15 protein-coding genes are annotated in these 19,121 nt (G+C 47.1%); 6 read left to right on the top strand and 9 right to left on the bottom strand.

Translation table 11 applies throughout. The features are described 5' to 3' along the window. Window positions 1–41: 41 nt before the first annotated feature. Window positions 42–1,565 (bottom strand): YifB family Mg chelatase-like AAA ATPase, encoded by a 1,524-nt coding sequence (locus AB4512_RS09630; protein ID WP_017058783.1) that lies wholly within the window; start codon window positions 1,563–1,565, stop codon window positions 42–44. A gap of 472 nt (window positions 1,566–2,037) precedes the next feature. Here AB4512_RS09630 and ilvG point away from each other — a divergent pair, with 472 nt between their 5' ends. Genes ilvG through ilvA form a run of 5 tightly spaced genes read left to right on the top strand, consistent with a single transcriptional unit; the run spans window position 2,038 to window position 8,374 of the window. Continuing rightward, window positions 2,038–3,684, top strand: coding sequence for an acetolactate synthase 2 catalytic subunit (gene ilvG / locus AB4512_RS09625; RefSeq protein ID WP_102321080.1), 1,647 nt, complete (start codon window positions 2,038–2,040; stop codon window positions 3,682–3,684). 1 nt (window position 3,685) lies between these two features. Further along, window positions 3,686–3,970: an acetolactate synthase 2 small subunit gene (gene ilvM / locus AB4512_RS09620; RefSeq protein WP_017055442.1), complete on the top strand. Its 285-nt coding sequence runs from the start codon at window positions 3,686–3,688 to the stop codon at window positions 3,968–3,970. Window positions 3,971–3,982: 12 nt separating this feature from the next. After that, window positions 3,983–4,951 (top strand): branched-chain amino acid transaminase, encoded by a 969-nt coding sequence (locus AB4512_RS09615; RefSeq protein WP_017071777.1) that lies wholly within the window; start codon window positions 3,983–3,985, stop codon window positions 4,949–4,951. Window positions 4,952–4,984: 33 nt separating this feature from the next. After that, entirely contained in the window at window positions 4,985–6,826 is a 1,842-nt protein-coding gene (ilvD, locus tag AB4512_RS09610; RefSeq protein WP_065584155.1) for a dihydroxy-acid dehydratase, read from the top strand. A 3-nt stretch (window positions 6,827–6,829) separates the two neighbouring features. Continuing rightward, entirely contained in the window at window positions 6,830–8,374 is a 1,545-nt protein-coding gene (gene ilvA / locus AB4512_RS09605) for a threonine ammonia-lyase, biosynthetic (protein WP_102429012.1), read from the top strand. A gap of 97 nt (window positions 8,375–8,471) precedes the next feature. Here the strand turns inward: ilvA and punR are convergent, their stop codons facing one another. Next, window positions 8,472–9,386 (bottom strand): DNA-binding transcriptional activator PunR, encoded by a 915-nt coding sequence (punR, locus tag AB4512_RS09600; protein ID WP_372174836.1) that lies wholly within the window; start codon window positions 9,384–9,386, stop codon window positions 8,472–8,474. A gap of 163 nt (window positions 9,387–9,549) precedes the next feature. On the opposite strand from punR, the gene punC reads away from it, so the two are divergent. Then, a complete protein-coding gene (gene punC / locus AB4512_RS09595) occupies window positions 9,550–10,761 on the top strand; it encodes a purine nucleoside transporter PunC (protein ID WP_017063021.1) in 1,212 nt (403 codons plus the stop codon). Window positions 10,762–10,831: 70 nt separating this feature from the next. Here the strand turns inward: punC and AB4512_RS09590 are convergent, their stop codons facing one another. The 7 genes from AB4512_RS09590 to atpH all read right to left on the bottom strand — a co-directional run bounded on the left by AB4512_RS09590 (window position 10,832) and on the right by atpH (window position 19,120). Beyond that, the gene (locus tag AB4512_RS09590) at window positions 10,832–12,451 is read right to left on the bottom strand and encodes a diguanylate cyclase (protein ID WP_372174834.1); all 1,620 of its coding nucleotides are present in this window, start codon (window positions 12,449–12,451) and stop codon (window positions 10,832–10,834) included. Window positions 12,452–12,678: 227 nt separating this feature from the next. Further along, on the bottom strand, window positions 12,679–14,037 hold the full coding sequence (gene glmU / locus AB4512_RS09585) for a bifunctional UDP-N-acetylglucosamine diphosphorylase/glucosamine-1-phosphate N-acetyltransferase GlmU (RefSeq protein ID WP_372174832.1): 1,359 nt from the start codon (window positions 14,035–14,037) through the stop codon (window positions 12,679–12,681). A gap of 182 nt (window positions 14,038–14,219) precedes the next feature. Further along, entirely contained in the window at window positions 14,220–14,642 is a 423-nt protein-coding gene (locus AB4512_RS09580; RefSeq protein WP_017069564.1) for a F0F1 ATP synthase subunit epsilon, read from the bottom strand. 18 nt (window positions 14,643–14,660) lie between these two features. After that, on the bottom strand, window positions 14,661–16,064 hold the full coding sequence (gene atpD / locus AB4512_RS09575) for a F0F1 ATP synthase subunit beta (RefSeq protein WP_017071781.1): 1,404 nt from the start codon (window positions 16,062–16,064) through the stop codon (window positions 14,661–14,663). Window positions 16,065–16,116: 52 nt separating this feature from the next. After that, the gene (atpG, locus tag AB4512_RS09570; protein WP_372174830.1) at window positions 16,117–16,983 is read right to left on the bottom strand and encodes a F0F1 ATP synthase subunit gamma; all 867 of its coding nucleotides are present in this window, start codon (window positions 16,981–16,983) and stop codon (window positions 16,117–16,119) included. A 48-nt stretch (window positions 16,984–17,031) separates the two neighbouring features. Further along, on the bottom strand, window positions 17,032–18,573 hold the full coding sequence (atpA, locus tag AB4512_RS09565) for a F0F1 ATP synthase subunit alpha (RefSeq protein ID WP_372117522.1): 1,542 nt from the start codon (window positions 18,571–18,573) through the stop codon (window positions 17,032–17,034). Between the two features lie 13 nt (window positions 18,574–18,586). Next, window positions 18,587–19,120: a F0F1 ATP synthase subunit delta gene (gene atpH / locus AB4512_RS09560; RefSeq protein ID WP_017058795.1), complete on the bottom strand. Its 534-nt coding sequence runs from the start codon at window positions 19,118–19,120 to the stop codon at window positions 18,587–18,589. Window position 19,121 lies beyond the last annotated feature (1 nt).

The raw sequence follows: 19,121 nt of genomic DNA, 5'->3' as shown, positions 1-19,121 counted from the left end.
TTTACGGGGTCACTTCACACAAGCAGGCTTTCTATTTACTACTACACAGCTTGAGCCGTGAGTTGCTTCAACAATCGGTCCATCGCTCGATAGCCCAGCGCTTCCGATAGGTGTTTCTTTTCTATCTGCTCGTTACCGTCAAGGTCAGCAATGGTTCGCGCTACCTTAATGATTCGGTGATAGGCACGAATCGACAGCCCCAATCGATGGAGTGCTGTCTCAAGAAACTCCGCATCTTCGCGTCGCAGTGGGCAATACTTCTCAATTTCTCGGCTACCTAACAGTGCATTCGATTTATGGTTGCGAGATAGCATTAACTCGCGCGCCTGCCTAACCCTTTGCTTAACTACTTGAGTGGTTTCACCGCGATCACCGCCTTCGGCCAACATTCCTTTTGGCAACAGAGGTATCTCCAATGACATATCGAACCTATCCAGCAAGGGCCCAGATAAGCGATTGAGGTAACGCAGGATGATCTGTGGGTTGGCGCGCGCCTGGTTACCTTCGTAATAACCCGTTGGACTTGGGTTAAGTGCACCGACCAATTGAAAACGCGCAGGAAAACGAGTCTTGCCCGCAGCACGGGAGATAATGATCTCGCCCGACTCTAGTGGCTCTCGTAATGAATCAAGCACCTTGCGCTCAAACTCCGGCATCTCATCTAAGAACAATAAGCCGTTATGCGCTAAAGAGATCTCTCCGGGGCGAGGCACCGAACCACCACCCACTAATGCCGCCATTGAACTGGAATGGTGAGGAGAGCGAAAAGGTCGTTGCTTCCAGTTGTATTGATTGATTTCTTGTTGCGTTAACGAGGCCACCGACGCGGTTTCCATCGCTTCGTCATCACTCATTTCAGGTAATAGGTCACGCAGTCGAGAAGCGAGCATAGTTTTTCCGGTTCCGGGTGGGCCAAGAAACAATAAGTTATGATTCCCAGCAGCGGCTATCTCTAGAGCTCGCTTGCCTTGTTGTTGGCCGATAATATCTTGTAGGTCGCGAAGCACTGAAACATCAGCCTGATGATGTTCCGTTCTATATAGCCCAAGCTGAGCCTGTCCACACATGTCAGCACAAACCTCCAACAAGGTTTGTGCAGATTTATGCGCTCCCTTGCCCACCAACGCAGCCTGATCACCGTTATGATGTGGGACAACTAAGCATCGCTCTACACTGTCGGCGGCTAACGTCGCAGGCAAAACGCCCTTTACCGAGCGAAGTTCTCCTGACAATGCCAACTCACCGATAAATTCATGTTGAGCTATTTTTGATGTCGGAAGCTGATCTGACGCCACCAAAATCCCAAGCGCGATGGGCAGGTCAAAACGGCCACCTTCTTTGGGCAAATCGGCTGGGGCGAGATTAACCGTGATTCTTTTCGATGGAAACTCAAAGCGAGAATTGATGATCGCGCTTCTCACTCGATCTTTAGATTCCTTGACCGTTGTTTCAGGTAGACCCACCAGCGTGAAGCCAGGCATTCCGTTGCTTATATGCACCTCAACGGTCACTTCTGGCGCCTCTACACCCACACTAGCTCGGCTATGAATTATCGCGAGTCCCATAACTTTCCTTTGTCTTTGATTTAAAAGTATTCGCTCTGGATATTCGTTGCTCACCAAAGCGATAAGGTTGTTATATAGCTTGGTGGAATGGTATTTTAATGTGAAAAAAGAATGACATTTCCCTTGTCATGCGGCAGATTTGTGTGATAACACTAGAGATGTAGACATTTACTGAAGACAATAAACGAGAAAACTCGAATATTATGATTTTTAACGCTCGCATTTACGCACTGATTAACCTGATTATCGTAGTCATTATTAAGACAGCGCGGGGGCGAGTGGGAAGAAAGTAACCACGAATTAGAAAAAACCCCCGCACTGACAAGTCCGGGGGTTTTTTCTAATTTAAACATTCGATTTTTATATTTTTGAGCATTTTCGGCTTTGCCGATTTACAGGAAGAATGGGAGCACAAGATGTGCAGAGACAAAGGAAACAGTTACCAAAATAAAGGTAATACGGGAGAATTCCGATGAAAGGCGCAGAACTAGTCGTATCCGCACTCAAGCAACAAGGAATTGAGACCGTATTTGGTTACCCCGGTGGTGCCATCATGCCAATCTACGATGCACTCTATGACGGCGGGGTTGAACATATCCTATGTCGCCATGAGCAAGGCGCCGCTATGGCCGCGATCGGCATGGCTAGAGCAACACAAGATGTCGCTGTTTGTATGGCAACCTCGGGACCAGGTGCAACCAACCTAGTCACTGGCCTTGCTGATGCCTTTATGGATTCAATCCCATTGGTTGCTATCACAGGTCAGGTTGCAAGTTCCCACATTGGTACCGATGCATTCCAAGAAATGGATGTGATTGGTATGTCTCTGTCATGTACTAAACACAGCTACCTAGTAACTGATATTGAAGAGCTAGCTCCAACCCTCGCTGAAGCGTTTGTGGTAGCAAAGTCTGGCCGCCCTGGCCCGGTTATCGTCGATATCGCTAAAGACGTTCAACTAGCAGAAGCACCTGTTAACGCTCTTCCTGAATTTACTCCACCCGCAATTCCTGTTGCGACAACTGATGCCATTGAACAGGCACAGTACTTTTTGTCTCAAGCGACCCGTCCTGTTTTATACGTAGGTGGTGGTGTTCAACTTGCTAAAGCAACCGATGCGGTTCGTGAGTTTTTACGCCTAAACCCAATGCCAGCAGTAAGCACACTGAAAGGCTTGGGCACTATCGAACGTGACGACCCACACTACCTTGGCATGCTGGGTATGCACGGCACTAAAGCCGCTAACCTTGTGGTTCAAGAGAGTGACCTGTTGATTGTTGTCGGTGCTCGTTTTGATGACCGAGTAACTGGCAAACTCGATACCTTTGCGCCGCATGCTAAGGTTATCCATATCGATATCGATGCCGCTGAGTTCAGCAAACTGCGTCTTGCCAATGCGCCAATTCGCGGTGACATCAACAAGATCATGCCTCAACTAGAGCTAAGCCAAGACATCTCCTCTTGGGTTCATCACTCTGAAGGTCTTCGTAGCTCATTCAAATGGCGTTACGACCACCCTGGTGATCTGATTTTTGCTCCACTGCTGTTGAAGCAACTGTCAGACATGATGCCAGCAAGCTCTATCGTATCGACTGATGTGGGCCAACACCAAATGTGGGCAGCTCAGCACATTCAGCCTCGCGATCCACAGAACTTCATTACCTCTGCCGGTTTAGGCACCATGGGCTTTGGCTTGCCAGCTGCAATGGGTGCTTCGGTTGGGCGTCCTGATGACCAATCTATTCTAATCTCTGGTGACGGCTCGTTCATGATGAACATTCAAGAGCTTGGCACATTGAAGCGTCGTCAGATCCCAGTGAAGATGGTACTGCTTAATAACTCTCGTTTGGGTATGGTTCGCCAATGGCAATCGCTGTTCTTTGATGGCCGCCACAGTGAAACTATCTTAGATGACAACCCTGATTTCGTGATGCTCGCGAAAGCGTTCGATATCCCGGGCAAAACCATCACTCGTAAAGAAGAAGTAGAACCAGCATTGAAAGAGATGCTAGAGAGCAAAACCGCTTACCTACTTCATGTTCTTATCGATGAAGAAGAAAACGTATGGCCACTAGTACCGCCAGGTGCTTCAAACAGTGAGATGTTGGAGAACACATAACATGAAAAGATACCTATTAGACATCAAAGCCGATGATAAGCCTGTACTACTAGAGCGTGTTCTTCGTGTTATCCGCCACCGTGGCTTTATTGTTAAGCAAGTAGCGGGCACTCAAAACCACGAAAGCAAAGTGGCGAGTGTTGAGATCATTGTAGACAGTGACCGTCCGATCTCTTTCTTAGTCAATCAAATCGAAAAGCTGTGGGATGTGCGTACCGTTGACGTTATCTCTATCAGTCGTAATGAATTGCCAAACAACAACTTACAACAAAAGATAAACGCATAAGGAACCACAAACATGACAGCTAAAACGGCAGACTATATTTGGTTTAACGGTGAGATGGTTCCTTGGGCAGAGGCGAACGTTCACGTCCTGACTCACGCAATGCACTACGGTACTTCTGTGTTTGAAGGTGTTCGTTGTTACAACACACCAAAAGGGCCGGTTATCTTCCGTCACCCTGAACATGCTAAGCGCCTAAAAGACTCAGCAAAAATCTATCGCTTCCCTATTCCTTACACTGAGGAAGAAATTATGGAAGCGACTCGCGAAACGCTACGCCAAAATAAGCTAGAGTCAGCGTACATCCGCCCTCTAGGTTTCGTAGGTAACGTTGGTTTGGGTGTCTGCCCGCCAGAAAATACTGAGATGGAACTGATCATCGCTGCTTTCCCTTGGGGGGCTTACCTAGGCGAAGAAGCACTAGAAAACGGCGTTGATGCAATGATTTCTAGCTGGAACCGTGCCGCTCCAAACACGATCCCAACCGCAGCAAAAGCCGGTGGTAACTACCTATCTTCACTATTAGTTGGTGGCGAAGCTCGCCGTCATGGTTACGATGAAGGCATCGCACTGAGTGTTGATGGTTACCTTTCTGAAGGGGCTGGTGAGAACATCTTTGTGGTACGTAACGGCGTGCTATCCACACCACCAGCGACCAGTGCGATTCTGCCGGGTATCACGCGTGATTCGATCATGACACTAGCAAAAGACATGGGTTATGAGATCCGTGAAGAGAACATTGCTCGTGAAGCGCTATACCTTGCTGATGAAGTATTCATGACAGGCACAGCGGCGGAAATCGTTCCGGTTCGTAGCGTAGACAAAATTACAGTAGGTGAAGGCAAACGCGGTCCTATCACTGAAAAAGTTCAAGCGGCTTACTTTGGTCTATTCAATGGAACCACTGAAGATAAGTGGGGCTGGTTAGACTACGTTTACCCAGCAGACCAAACTTCAGAAAACCAAACGCAAACAACTAAGTAAGCAACAGCCAAATATTTTATAAGGATTTAAGCAATGCCAATCTATCGTTCAGCAACGACTACCCACGGACGCAACATGGCTGGTGCGCGCGCTTTATGGCGTGCAACTGGTGTTAAAGATGATGACTTCGGTAAGCCAATCATCGCGGTTGTAAACTCTTTCACTCAATTTGTACCAGGCCACGTTCACCTTAAAGATATGGGTCAATTGGTAGCAGGTGAAATCGAGAAAGCGGGCGGTATCGCTAAAGAATTCAACACCATCGCAGTTGATGATGGTATCGCAATGGGTCACGGTGGCATGCTGTACTCACTGCCATCACGTGAGCTTATCGCAGACTCAGTAGAATACATGGTGAATGCGCACTGTGCGGATGCGATGGTATGTATCTCTAACTGTGACAAAATCACTCCGGGAATGATGATGGCTGCAATGCGCCTTAACATCCCAGTGATCTTTGTATCAGGCGGCCCAATGGAAGCAGGTAAAACCAAGCTTTCCGATCAAATCATCAAGTTAGACCTTGTTGATGCAATGATTCAAGGTGCCGATCCAACGATTTCTGATGAGCAAAGTGAGCAAGTAGAACGTTCTGCGTGTCCGACATGTGGTTCTTGTTCAGGTATGTTCACGGCTAACTCAATGAACTGTCTAACTGAAGCGCTAGGCCTATCTCAGCCTGGTAACGGTTCTATGCTAGCAACCCACGCTGACCGTGAAGAGCTATTCATCAATGCTGGTAAGCGTATCGTTGACCTGACTAAGCGTTACTACGAGCAAGATGACGCATCAGCACTGCCTCGTAACATCGCGAACCGCGCAGCCTTTGAAAATGCAATGGCTCTAGATATCGCAATGGGTGGCTCGAGTAACACCGTTCTTCACCTATTGGCAGCAGCTCAAGAAGGTGAAGTCGACTTTGATATGGGTGATATCGACGAGATGTCTCGCCGCGTTCCACACCTATGTAAGGTTGCGCCTTCAACACCTAAATACCACATGGAAGACGTTCACCGCGCTGGTGGTGTTATGGCTATCCTAGGTGAACTAGACCGCGCAGGCCTACTGAACAACCAAACTCGCACTGTACTTGGCCTAAGCATGCAAGAGCAGCTAGCTCAATACGACATCATGCAGACAGAAGACGAAGCGGTACTTAAGTTCTTCCGCGCGGGCCCAGCAGGTATTCGTACCACCAAAGCCTTCTCACAAGATTGCCGTTGGGATCGTCTTGATGACGACCGTAAAGAAGGTTGTATCCGTACTAAAGAGAATGCATTCAGCCAAGAAGGTGGCCTAGCCGTACTTTCAGGCAACATCGCCGTTGACGGTTGTATCGTTAAGACAGCAGGTGTTGATGAAGAGAACCTGAAATTCCAAGGTCCTGCTATCGTATTTGAAAGCCAAGATAGTGCTGTTGATGGCATCTTAGGTGGCAAAGTGAAAGCGGGCGAAGTGGTTGTTATTCGTTACGAAGGTCCTAAAGGTGGTCCGGGCATGCAAGAAATGCTTTACCCAACCACTTACCTAAAATCTATGGGTCTAGGCAAGTCTTGTGCTCTATTAACAGATGGTCGTTTCTCGGGTGGTACATCGGGTCTGTCTATCGGTCACGCTTCTCCAGAAGCAGCAAGTGGCGGTGTGATTGGTCTAGTAAACACTGGCGATATCATCACTATCGACATCCCTAGCCGTTCGATCACACTTGATGTGCCTGAAGCTGAACTAGAAGCGCGTCGTGTTAAGCAAGACGCACTAGGCTGGAAACCAGAAAACCGTCAGCGTGAAGTGTCTTTCGCACTGAAAGCTTACGCAAGCATGGCGACCAGTGCCGACAAAGGCGCCGTGCGTGATAAGTCTAAGCTAGAGGGCTAGTCTATGAGTGATGACACGGTCAGTCCCCAAAAACAAACTGGCGCAGATTATCTGCGTCAGATCCTGAGAGCGCCAGTTTACGAAGCCGCAATCGTGACACCTCTGCAAGAGATGCCTCGCTTAAGTGCTCGCATTGGTAATCAGGTTCAGCTAAAGCGTGAAGACCGTCAGCCGGTCCACTCGTTCAAGCTACGTGGTGCCTACAACATGGTATCAAGCCTTTCAGAGCAACAGAAAGCCGCAGGTGTGATTGCAGCATCGGCAGGTAACCATGCTCAAGGTATGGCGCTGTCCGGTTCTAAGCTTGGTATTCAAACCACGATTGTGATGCCAAAAACCACACCAGACATCAAGGTTGATGCGGTACGTGGCTTTGGCGGTAACGTAGTTCTACACGGCAGCAACTTTGATGAAGCTAAAGCTGAAGCAGAACGCCTTTCCGCTGAACATGGCTACACCTTTGTGCCTCCATTCGATCACCCATTGGTGATCGCCGGACAGGGCACCATGGGTATGGAAATGCTTCAGCAAAATGGTCACATGGATTACATCTTTGTGCCTGTCGGTGGTGGTGGTTTGGCTGCGGGTGTTGCCGTGCTAGTTAAGCAATTGATGCCGGAAATAAAAGTCATCGCGGTTGAACCTGAAGATTCATCTTGCTTGAAAGCAGCACTGGATGCCGGTGAGCCAGTAGTACTGGATCAAGTCAGCATGTTTGCCGATGGCGTTGCGGTTAAGCGCATTGGTGAAGAGACATTCCGTCTGTGTCAGCAGTACATCGATGGTCACATTGCCGTGTCTAGCGATGAGATCTGCTCTGCGGTCAAAGACATCTTTGAAGACACTCGTGCGATTGCCGAGCCTTCTGGTGCGCTTGCTCTGGCTGGTTTAAAGAAGTTTGCAGAGCAGAACCAACTGCAAGGCAAACAACTGGCAACTGTACTTTCTGGTGCTAATACCAACTTCCATGGTCTGCGTTATGTCTCTGAACGTTGTGAACTAGGTGAGAAGCGAGAAGGTCTACTTGCGGTTACGATTCCAGAGCGACAAGGAGCATTCCTAGAGTTCTGTAATATTATTGGTGGTCGAGCGGTAACTGAGTTTAACTACCGCCACAACGACGAAAGCCTAGCGAATATCTTCGTTGGTGTACGCCTACAAGGTGGTCAAGAAGAACTCGAACACATCATCAATGACTTACGTGAGGGCGGCTACCCGGTTGTCGATCTCTCTGATGATGAGATGGCAAAACTGCACATTCGTTACATGATTGGTGGCAAACCATCAAAACCATTGAAAGAGCGCCTATACAGCTTCGAGTTTCCTGAATACCCAGGAGCATTGATTAAGTTCCTTGATACCTTAGGTACCCATTGGAATATCAGTCTGTTCAACTACCGTAACCACGGCGCTGATTACGGCCGTGTATTGTGTGGATTCGAACTGGATGATGATGATTTAGCTCAGTTCTCAACACATCTACGAGAGCTTGGCTATCAGTGTAAAGATGAAACCGATAACCCTTCCTACAAGTTCTTCTTGTCATAAGAGTTAACGACCGAATCAAAAAGAGCGAGTATTTACTCGCTCTTTTTATTGGTGCTGATTCAACTCAAACTTGAAAAGGATCTTCTCGCTAAGATCATTAGACCGCCTTGCGATGATCCAACCAATCTTGGTGAAGTTGTTCACTCGATCCTAGGTATTTCACCATCCACTCGATCAACTTATGGTTATCGTCTTTTCGCCACACCAAACAACAATGACTCTGCGGACTCGGTTCAGGCAGTATTTTTTCCACCAGCAAGCCTTGTTCGATAATTGGCGCGGCAATGTGCCTCGGCATATAACCCACCCCTACTCCATTTTTAAGGCATTCAATTGCGCTATACCAATTGGGTAACAACAGGCGTCTTTGACTTAAGTAGTGGCCTGTGTGTCGCTTAGGGAGCACACTGGAGGTATCATCCAAGCAGATGGCTGGATATTGGCTCACGAACTCTTCATTGAGGTTCTGTTCGCGCACACACGGGTGACTTGGCGACATTACAAATGCCCAATCTAATTGCCCCATGTCTTTGACTTCAAAATCGCCACCAACTGGCACAGCTGAGGTGGCGCCAATCACGATATCCGCCCTGCCCTGTGCAATCGCTTCCCATGAGCCGTTGAATACCTCCATGTTGATCTGAAGTTCGGCAAACTCAAAGGTTTGATAGAACTCTTCAATCATCGGCTTCATCTTGTCGAGCTTCACCACATTATCGAGCGTCAGACGCAAGGTTTTCTTCCAACCTCGAGCTGCTCGACGAGTCTGGGCACTGACCTCTTCCATTTGCCTCAGTAGTGCACGCGCCTCTTCAATGAACAGTTCACCTGCCGGAGTGAGCTCAACCTTTCTCGGTAAACGCCTGAAAAGCAGCACATCCAGTTCTTGTTCGACCTGTCTGACACCATAACTGATCGCCGAGGGCACTTTGTGCAACTGCTCAGCCGCCGCGGTAAAACTGCCCAAGCGCGCTACCGTATCGAGCATTTCTAAAGAGGATTTAGAGAACATAAGCCTTCAATTTTTTTGATTGATAACCACATATTTTAGCGTTTTATTTTATCAGGTCTGAAAAATAGAATGTCAGCATAAATAAACAGGGGCTTTCACTTCTGTATATCAAACAATTTTTTTGATGATAAAAACATCATTACCTTTAGCTTAATGGCATCTTATGAATATTTCTAAATTTCAATTGGTCTACCTTGCAGTTCTTTCAATGCTTGGCTTTATTGCGACCGATATGTACCTTCCTGCATTTAAGGCAATGGAAGTTGATTTCGCAACCGGCCCAGAGCAGATTGCCCTGTCTTTAACGGTATTCCTTGGCGGTATGGCAATGGGTCAGCTTCTTTGGGGTCTGGCGAGTGACAAGTATGGTCACCGTAATACGCTGGCGGTTGGTCTTGTTATCTTTACTGCAGCTTCATTCGGCTTAGCATTCAGCACCGAGGTATGGCATCTACTGACACTGCGCTTCATTCAAGCGATCGGCGTATGTGCTCCTGCGGTAATCTGGCAAGCAATGGTTATCAAGCGTTACTCACAAAGCAGTAGCCAACAAATTTTTGCAACCATCATGCCTTTGGTTGCGCTATCTCCTGCATTAGCACCTCAGCTAGGTGTGTTACTGGCGGATAGCTTTGGCTGGCACAGCATCTTCATCACATTAACCTTGATGGGTGCACTGCTAGTGGCGACAACAATGGCTCAACCAAAAGAAGCGCCTGAAGTAAAACAGACATCGATTAAGACAGACATCAAGATGTTGCTTAAATCAAAGCCTTACATGGGTAATGTCTTAATGTTTGCTTCAGCATCTGCAGCGTTCTTCGCTTACCTAACGGGTATGCCAGAGATCATGGCTCAACTAGGTTATGAAGCAAAAGACATCGGTTTGAGCTTTATCCCACAAACAATCGCGTTCATGGCGGGTGGTTACTTCGGTAAGCAAGCAGTGAAGAAATATGGCGATGGCGTTGTACTAAGAAACCTTATCGGTTTGTTCAGTGTAGCGGCGATGCTTATCTTTATCGCATCACAGTGGGAACTGACGTCAATCTGGCCTCTACTTGCGCCTTTCTGTTTGATTGCTGTCGCAAACGGCGCACTTTACCCAATCGTAGTAAACCGTGCTCTATCAAGCGCTAAACAAAGCCCAGCAACAGCTGCTGGTCTACAAAACAGCCTGCAAATCAGTATCAGTGGCCTATCAAGTGCATTGGTCGCGGCAATGGCTAGCCAAGCACTAAGCGCGACGGGTATTGCCGTTGTGATCTGTTTGGGTGCGTTGTGGGTTGGCTATATTGTTTCGAACAAAGAGCTTTCTGAACACTTCGCGACACCTGACAACTCTCGAGTAGTCGCTGACGAGAAACAAGACTAGTTTCTAAGTTAACGAAAACAAAAAAGAGCGAGATTACTCGCTCTTTTTTATATCAAAATTTTACTTCTACTTATTTAGCAGCAACTTCACCATCGACTACTTCTAACGCAGGCGCTTTATGACGGCTGTATTCATCATAGTTAACCACTCGGCTACGGCCCATATCTTTCGCCATGTACAAAGCATTATCGGCCATCTTAACCAGAGATTCAGTATCAGACGCTGGCTTAGGATACGTGGCGACACCTATCGAAACACCCAACTGACCTAATGACAGACCTTTATGCTCAAGGTGCATTGAACGCACCGCATCACACAAGGTTTGACCAAACTCCGTCGCTTCTTGCATTGAATAATGTGGAAGCAGTACCGCTAACTCCTCACCACCGAGTCGGCAAGCAATCTCGTCTTCGCTAACACTCTGTTTGAGCAGTGCGCTGATCTCTTTCAATACGAAGTCACCTGCATCATGACCAAAGTTGTCATTGAAGCGTTTGAAGTGATCCAAATCGAGCATCAATAGCGATAATGGCTGCTCGCTGGTGGGCGAATTCATTGAGTGCTCTTCCAGTTTTTGTTCGAAGAAACGACGGTTGAATAAGCCAGTCAGCGGATCGCTCAATGCTTGAGAACGCAGTTTCTCTTGCAAGCTGAGGTTGGCTAAAGCGAGCCCCAAGTGTTCAGAAACACTAAAAGCCAACTGTTCGATAATCGGATCAATCTTGATATCACCTTGACCAAAATAGAGGTGCATAATGCCAATGGTATTGCCGTGCGCCGTCAGCGGAATACACAAGGTTTGATTGTTGTCCATTTCATGCATGTGACCACAAGTAAGAGAATGAAAATCGTTATTCGATAGATGAGCACGCCCTTTGCGCAGCGACCAGCACTCTTCCGGAGCAAAGCTGACACTGCCTGGCCATGTTTCTCCCCAATCAAGCTGGGTAACCAACTGGTTACGTGAGGCACGCATCAGAGAGACACTGCCATTCACCTGACCAAGAATACGCGGCAAGATATCTGAAACGATCTGCTGCGCCTCAACCATGTTGCTGCACGCGGCCAGCATAGTCGCAAGGCGATGCATCAGCTCAATTTCATGGGTTCTTTGGCGAATCCGTTCATCTTGCTTCTTTTGCTCCTCTTCCACTCGCTGAACGATTTGGCGATTGCTCACGTAAGAGGTGCCAATCAAGAAGCTTAAACTCAGCACGACCATGCCCACCAGTATTCCCATTAATTGGAAGTTCATCTGTTTCAATTGATGCATTGGCGAGGAGATCACGACAACGAAATCTTGTCCGTTAACGCTCTCTTTCATTGAATAATAGATTCGGTCGATGGAGGTCACGGTACTAAAACGGACATCACTGCCAATACCTTGTTGAAGCGCTTGTTGGAATTCGGGGCGGTTAGCGTGGTTTTCCACTCTCGCCAATGCATGCTCAGATAAGTCCGTATCCCCTATCACTACCCCATCGGTATTGATCACTTGAATTCGAAGGCGAGTATTGGCTTGGGTTAACCCTCCAATGTAGTGATCAACATCCACGCCAGCCGTAAATAACTCACTGTCTTCACGAATTTCATAGATAACATCGGACATCAAAGAGACAAGATGATCGCGCTCATTCTCCACCACTAACTTTTCCAAGGTGACATAAAAGCCATAGAGACCTATTAACATTGAAAAAGACAAAATAATGATCGGCAATGTTTGCCATTTCTTTTCAACCAATATCACGATGTATTAACCCAACTTTACCGAACCGTAACCTGAATACTAACAAGCCTCCAACAAAATACAATTGGCAAATCTATTATTTCACTGTCAGTAAATTCTGACAAAAAAGCCAGCAACTGACGTTACTGGCTTTGATTGGAATCCAATTTTAAGTGCTGGAGGCGGAAAGGTTACTTCTTAGTCGGACGTTTCCAATCAGCGATCTTGCGCTCTTTAGCTCGGCTGATAACCAGCTCATTTTCCAACACATCACGCGTCACTGTAGAGCCAGCTCCAACGGTAGCACCATTACCAATCGTAACAGGCGCGATTAATTGGCTGTCTGAACCAACGAATACGTCGTCGCCAATGATGGTCTTAAACTTATTCGCACCATCATAATTACAAGTAATTGCACCCGCCCCCACGTTTACGCGCTGACCAATTTCAGCATCCCCAAGATAAGTCAGGTGGTTGGCTTTAGAGCCTTCGCCAAGGCGAGTGTTCTTCACTTCAACAAAGTTACCGACGTGCGAGTTATTACGCATATCGGCACCCGGACGTAGGCGAGTGAATGGACCAACGGTACAGTCTTCCCCCACCGTTGCCCCTTCAATAACGCTGTATGGACGAACGATGGTGTTGTCGTCAATCTCACAGTCTTTCAGTACACATCCCGTACCAATAACCACATTATCACCAATGCTGACACTGCCTTCGATGATAACGTTAGTATCAATCTCAACGTCCATACCGCACTGCAGTTCACCACGCAGATCAAAGCGGCTTGGGTCGCGTAGCATTACGCCTTGCTTCAATAGCTTATCGGCTTGCTCAGCTTGGTAAGCGCGCTCTAGACGAGCCAGTTGGGAGCGGTCGTTTACGCCTTCCACTTCAATCGGGCTTACTGGGTGTACCGCTTCAACTGCACGACCTTCGTCGTGAGCCGCAGCGATAACGTCAGTCAGGTAATATTCACCCTGTGCGTTGTCGTTGCTTAGACCTGACAACCAGCGCTTCAGATCGCCACCAGTCGCCACCATAACGCCGGTATTGATCTCTTTGATAAGCTTCTGCTCATCCGTTGCATCTTTCTGTTCAACGATAGCCACAACAGGGCCATTACGACGAATAATACGTCCGTAGCCCATCGGGTTGTCTAACACGACAGTAAGTAGCGCGATGCCACCGTTTGGTTGAGCGTCTAATAGGTTTTCAATGGTTTCAGGTGAGATTAGTGGAACATCACCGTAGAGCACCAATACTTTTTCATCATCAGCGAAATGTGCAGATGCTTGATCCACAGCGTGACCTGTGCCGAGCTGTTCAGCTTGCAGTGCCCAGTTTACAGATTCTTCAGTTAAGGTAGCCTTCATCTGATCACCACCGTGGCCGTAAACCAGGTTGATGTTTTGAGCGCCTAGACCATTACATGTATCGATAACATGCTTCACCATTGGCTTACCCGCAAGTGTGTGCAGAACCTTTGGTGTGTTTGAATACATGCGAGTGCCTTTGCCCGCCGCGAGAATTACCGCGCTAAACTTCATTGTAAACCTATCCAACGTTATTTTTATTAAGCTGATATTGTAACCGTTTTTGGGCAAAAAATTAAATCGCAATAACCATTTAACCAGTAGTGATACGTAAAAGAAGCATTTTTGAGAATCTAAAAATGCAAAAAGGCGACCCTTAGGTCGCCTTTATCTCAGAGTCTGTAATCTTAAAAAGATTAACGACGCTGTTTTGTCAGTTCGATCACTCGTAACTGAGCAATGGCTTTAGCCAGTTCACCGGCCGCTTGTGCGAAGTCTATGTCGCCATGCTGATTTTGGATATTCTCCACAGCTTTGCGCTTAGCTTCTTCCGCCTTTGCTGCGTCTAGCTCTTCACCACGGATAGCTGTATCAGCCAGTACAGTTGCTGTACCAGGCTGAACTTCTACCATACCACCAGAAACATAAATGATTTCTTCGTGGCCGTGCTGCTTAACAATACGCACCATGCCAGGCTTGATAGCGGTCAGCAGTGGACAGTGACCATGGAAAATACCAAGTTCACCCTCACTACCGGTCACCTGAAACGTCTCAACAAGACCAGAGAAAAGCTTTTTCTCTGCACTCACTACGTCTAGATGAAAGGTTATTGCTGCCATATCGCCTCCTAGTTAGCCTTATAGCTTCTTAGCATTCTCAATAGCATCGTCGATAGTACCGCAGTACATGAACGCTTGCTCTGGAATGTCATCGTATTCACCAGATAGTAGACCTTGGAAGCCACGTAGAGTCTCTTTAAGAGGTACGTAAATGCCTGGGTCACCTGTAAATACTTCCGCTACGTGGTAAGGCTGAGTAAGGAACTTCTCAATCTTACGAGCACGAGATACTACTTGCTTATCTTCTTCAGATAGCTCGTCCATACCTAGGATAGCAATGATATCTTTCAGCTCTTTATAGCGCTGAAGTGTAGACTGAACGCCACGAGCTGTGTCGTAGTGCTCTTGTCCAACAACCAATGGATCCAGTTGGCGAGAAGTAGAATCTAGCGGGTCGATCGCTGGGTATAGACCCATTGCTGCGATGTTACGGTTAAGTACAACCGTTGCATCCAAGTGCGCGAACGTTGTTGCTGGAGACGGGTCAGTCAAGTCATCCGCTGGTACGTATACCGCCTGTACAGACGTGATAGAACCCGCTTTCGTTGACGTGATACGCTCTTGTAGAACACCCATTTCTTCAGCAAGTGTAGGTTGGTAACCTACCGCAGAAGGCATACGACCTAGAAGTGCTGATACCTCAGTACCTGCAAGCGTGTAACGGTAAATGTTATCAATGAACAGTAGTACGTCACGACCTTCGTCACGGAAGCGTTCTGCCATTGTTAGACCAGTCAGTGCAACACGTAGACGGTTACCTGGTGGCTCGTTCATCTGACCGTAAACCATTGCTACTTTTGATTCTTCAGGTTTTTCGATGTTTACAACACCCGCTTCCTGCATCTCAAAGTAGAAATCGTTACCTTCACGAGTACGCTCACCAACACCTGCAAATACAGATAGACCCGAGTGTTGAAGTGCGATGTTGTTGATAAGTTCCATCATGTTGACGGTCTTACCTACACCAGCACCACCGAATAGACCGATTTTACCACCCTTAGCGAATGGACAAACCAAGTCAATTACTTTAACACCCGTCTCTAGAAGAGCTGTCTCGTTAGACTGTTCTTCGTAGCTTGGCGCTTCACGGTGAATTGCGTAGTGCTGTTCAGCACCGATTTCACCACACTCATCAATCGCGTCACCAAGAACGTTCATGATACGACCTAAGGTCTTAGTACCCACTGGTACTGAGATTGGAGCGCCAGTATTTTCAACTGTCAAACCACGACGTAAACCATCAGAGCTACCCATTACGATTGCGCGAACTACGCCACCGCCAAGTTGTTGCTGAACTTCAAGAACTAGACGTTCTTGTACTTCATTAACATTCAGAGCATCGTATACACGAGGTACTTCGCCCTGTGGGAACTCTACGTCGACTACCGCACCGATGATCTGTACGATCTTACCTGTAGCCATCGTTAATCCTCTAACTAATTAGTTTTACCTAAGCTTTAAACCGAATAAGCGATTAAACCGCTGCCGCGCCTGAAACGATTTCAGAAAGTTCTTGTGTAATAGCCGCTTGACGCGCCTTGTTGTACACAAGTTCTAAATCTTCGATTAGGTCACTAGCGTTATCTGTTGCAGCTTTCATTGCAATCATTCGAGCCGCTTGCTCACTAGCAAGGTTCTCAACTACACCTTGGTACACTTGAGATTCGACGTAACGAACCAATAGTGCATCTAGTAGTAGTTTTGGCTCAGGCTCATAAATGTAGTCCCAAGCATGATCACGCTGCATGTCTTCGCTATCCGATTTAGGCAAAGGAAGTAATTGATCGATCGTTGGTTCTTGTACCATAGTGTTTTCAAACTTGTTGAACACTACGTACAGGCGATCCAATTCACCTTCATCATATTTCTTCAGCATTACGCTTACAGAGCCGATTAAGTCTTCAAGGCTTGGGCTATCGCCTAGGCCAGAAACTTGAGCTGCTACTTTCGCGCCGCTGTTGTTGAAAAATGCTGTTGCTTTTGAACCTACAATTGCAAGCTCAACATCAGCACCTTTACCAGACCACTCTTGCATGTCATTCATGGCTTTCTTAAACAAGTTAATGTTCAAACCACCACAAAGACCACGGTCTGTAGAAACGATGATGTAACCAACACGTTTGGCTTCACGCTCCTCAAGATAAGGATGCTTATACTCAAGGCTGCCTTTAGCCAAATGACCGATCACTTTACGCATTGTTTCTGCATATGGACGAGTAGCTTCCATAGCGTCTTGAGAACGACGCATTTTTGAAGCTGCTACCATTTCCATTGCTTTCGTAATCTTCTGTGTGCTTTTAACACTACCGATTTTATTACGTATCTCTTTTGCGCCGGCCATCGTTACTCTCCGTTAATGGTATGAGGTGACCCTAAGGTCACCCACCAATTACCAGGTCTGGGTTGCTTTGAAATCGTCAACAAGCTTCTTCAGCTCAGCTTCGATATCATTGTTGTAAGCACCCGTTGTGTCGATCTGTGTCGCTAGATCTGCATATTGACTACGAGCAAACGACAGTAAAGCGGCTTCAAAATCTAGAACTTTAGAAAGCTCTACATCTTGAAGGTATCCACGCTCTGCAGCGAAGACGACAACAGATTGGTCAAATACAGACATAGGAGCGTATTGCTTCTGCTTCATCAGTTCTGTAACTTTTTGACCGTGGTCTAGCTGCTTCTTAGTCGCTTCATCAAGATCCGAAGAGAACTGAGCAAATGCTGCAAGTTCACGGTATTGAGCTAGAGCAGTACGGATACCGCCAGATAGCTTCTTGATGATTTTAGTCTGCGCCGAACCACCTACACGAGAAACTGAGATACCAGGGTCAACAGCTGGACGTACGCCCGCGTTGAATAGCTCAGTTTGTAGGAAGATCTGACCATCGGTAATCGAGATTACGTTCGTCGGTACGAATGCAGATACGTCACCAGCTTGCGTTTCGATGATAGGAAGAGCAGTTAAAGAACCCGTCTTGCCTTTCACTTCGCCTTTAGTGAATTCTTCTACGTAGTGTTCGCTTACACGAGCAGCACGCTCTAGTAGACGAGAGTGAAGGTAGAAAACATCACCAGGGAACGCTTCACGACCTGGTGGACGCTTAAGCAGTAGTGAGATCTGACGGTAAGCGACAGCTTGCTTAGATAGATCATCATAAACAATCAGTGCATCTTCACCGCGATCACGGAAGTATTCACCCATCGCACAACCAGCATACGGTGCAAGGTATTGCAGCGCTGCAGATTCAGAAGCCGATGCAACAACAACAACAGTGTTTGCTAGTGCGCCGTGCTCTTCTAGTTTGCGAACTACGTTAGCGATAGTCGACGCTTTTTGGCCGATTGCAACGTAGATAGAGAAAATACCAGAATTTTTTTGGTTAATAATCGCATCGATCGCCATCGCTGTTTTACCAGTCTGACGGTCACCGATAATAAGTTCACGCTGACCACGACCGATAGGGATCATTGAGTCAACTGACTTGTAACCAGTTTGAACAGGTTGATCTACCGATTTACGGTCGATTACACCTGGTGCGATAATTTCTACAGGCGAAGTCAATTTCGCATCAATAGAACCTTTACCATCAATTGGCTCACCTAGCGTGTTTACCACACGACCAAGCATTTCAGGACCTACTGGTACTTCGAGAATACGACCCGTACCTGTAACTTTCATGCCTTCCTGTAGGTCAGCATATGGGCCCATTACAACAGCACCAACCGAATCACGGTTCAAGTTAAGTGCTAGCGCGTAACGGCCACCCGGTAGTTCAATCATTTCACCTTGCATCACGTCCGCTAGGCCGTGAATGCTAAGGATGCCATCGCTTACCGAAACGATAGTACCTTCATTGCGAGCTTCACTAACAACGTCGAAAGATTCAATACGTTGTTTAATTAGATCGCTAATTTCAGTGGAATTAAGTTGCATGCTCCAATCCCCATTAAGACTGCAATGCATCGCTCAGGCGGTCTAAACGACTGCGCGCTGAGTTATCGATGACTAGGTCTCCGGCTCGAATAATAACTCCACTAAGTAGAGTCTCATCTATACTGCAATTCAGCTGAACTTTGCGCGCTAAGCGCTGTTCCAATTTGCTGCTGATCTCTGCGCGTTGTTCTTTAGAAAGTTCAACCGCTGAAGTGACTTCAACGTCGATCTCTTTCTCGTGCTCTTGTTTGAGCAATAAGAACTCTTTGCAAACATCAGGAAAAGCCATTAAGCGGCCATTCTCTGCCATTACTTTTATCAAGTTCTGGCCGAATTCATCAAATTGTTCGCCACAAATTACAATGAATACTTCAGCTAATTTTTCAGCAGTTTGAGAGCTGCTTAAGAAATTGTGAACATCATCATTTTGTGCCACTTCGGCAGCAAAAGTAAGCATCTGACCCCATTGGTCTAGCTCACCTTTCTCTACCGCAAAGTCAAACGCTGCTTTAGCATAGGGGCGTGCGATTGTAGTCAAATCAGACATA

It is taken from the genome of Vibrio sp. 10N.222.52.B7 (assembly GCF_041474275.1).
Lineage (GTDB): Bacteria > Pseudomonadota > Gammaproteobacteria > Enterobacterales > Vibrionaceae > Vibrio > Vibrio crassostreae_C.
Note: the sequence above shows the minus strand (reverse complement) of the source record. Positions and strands in the feature narration are given on the sequence as shown.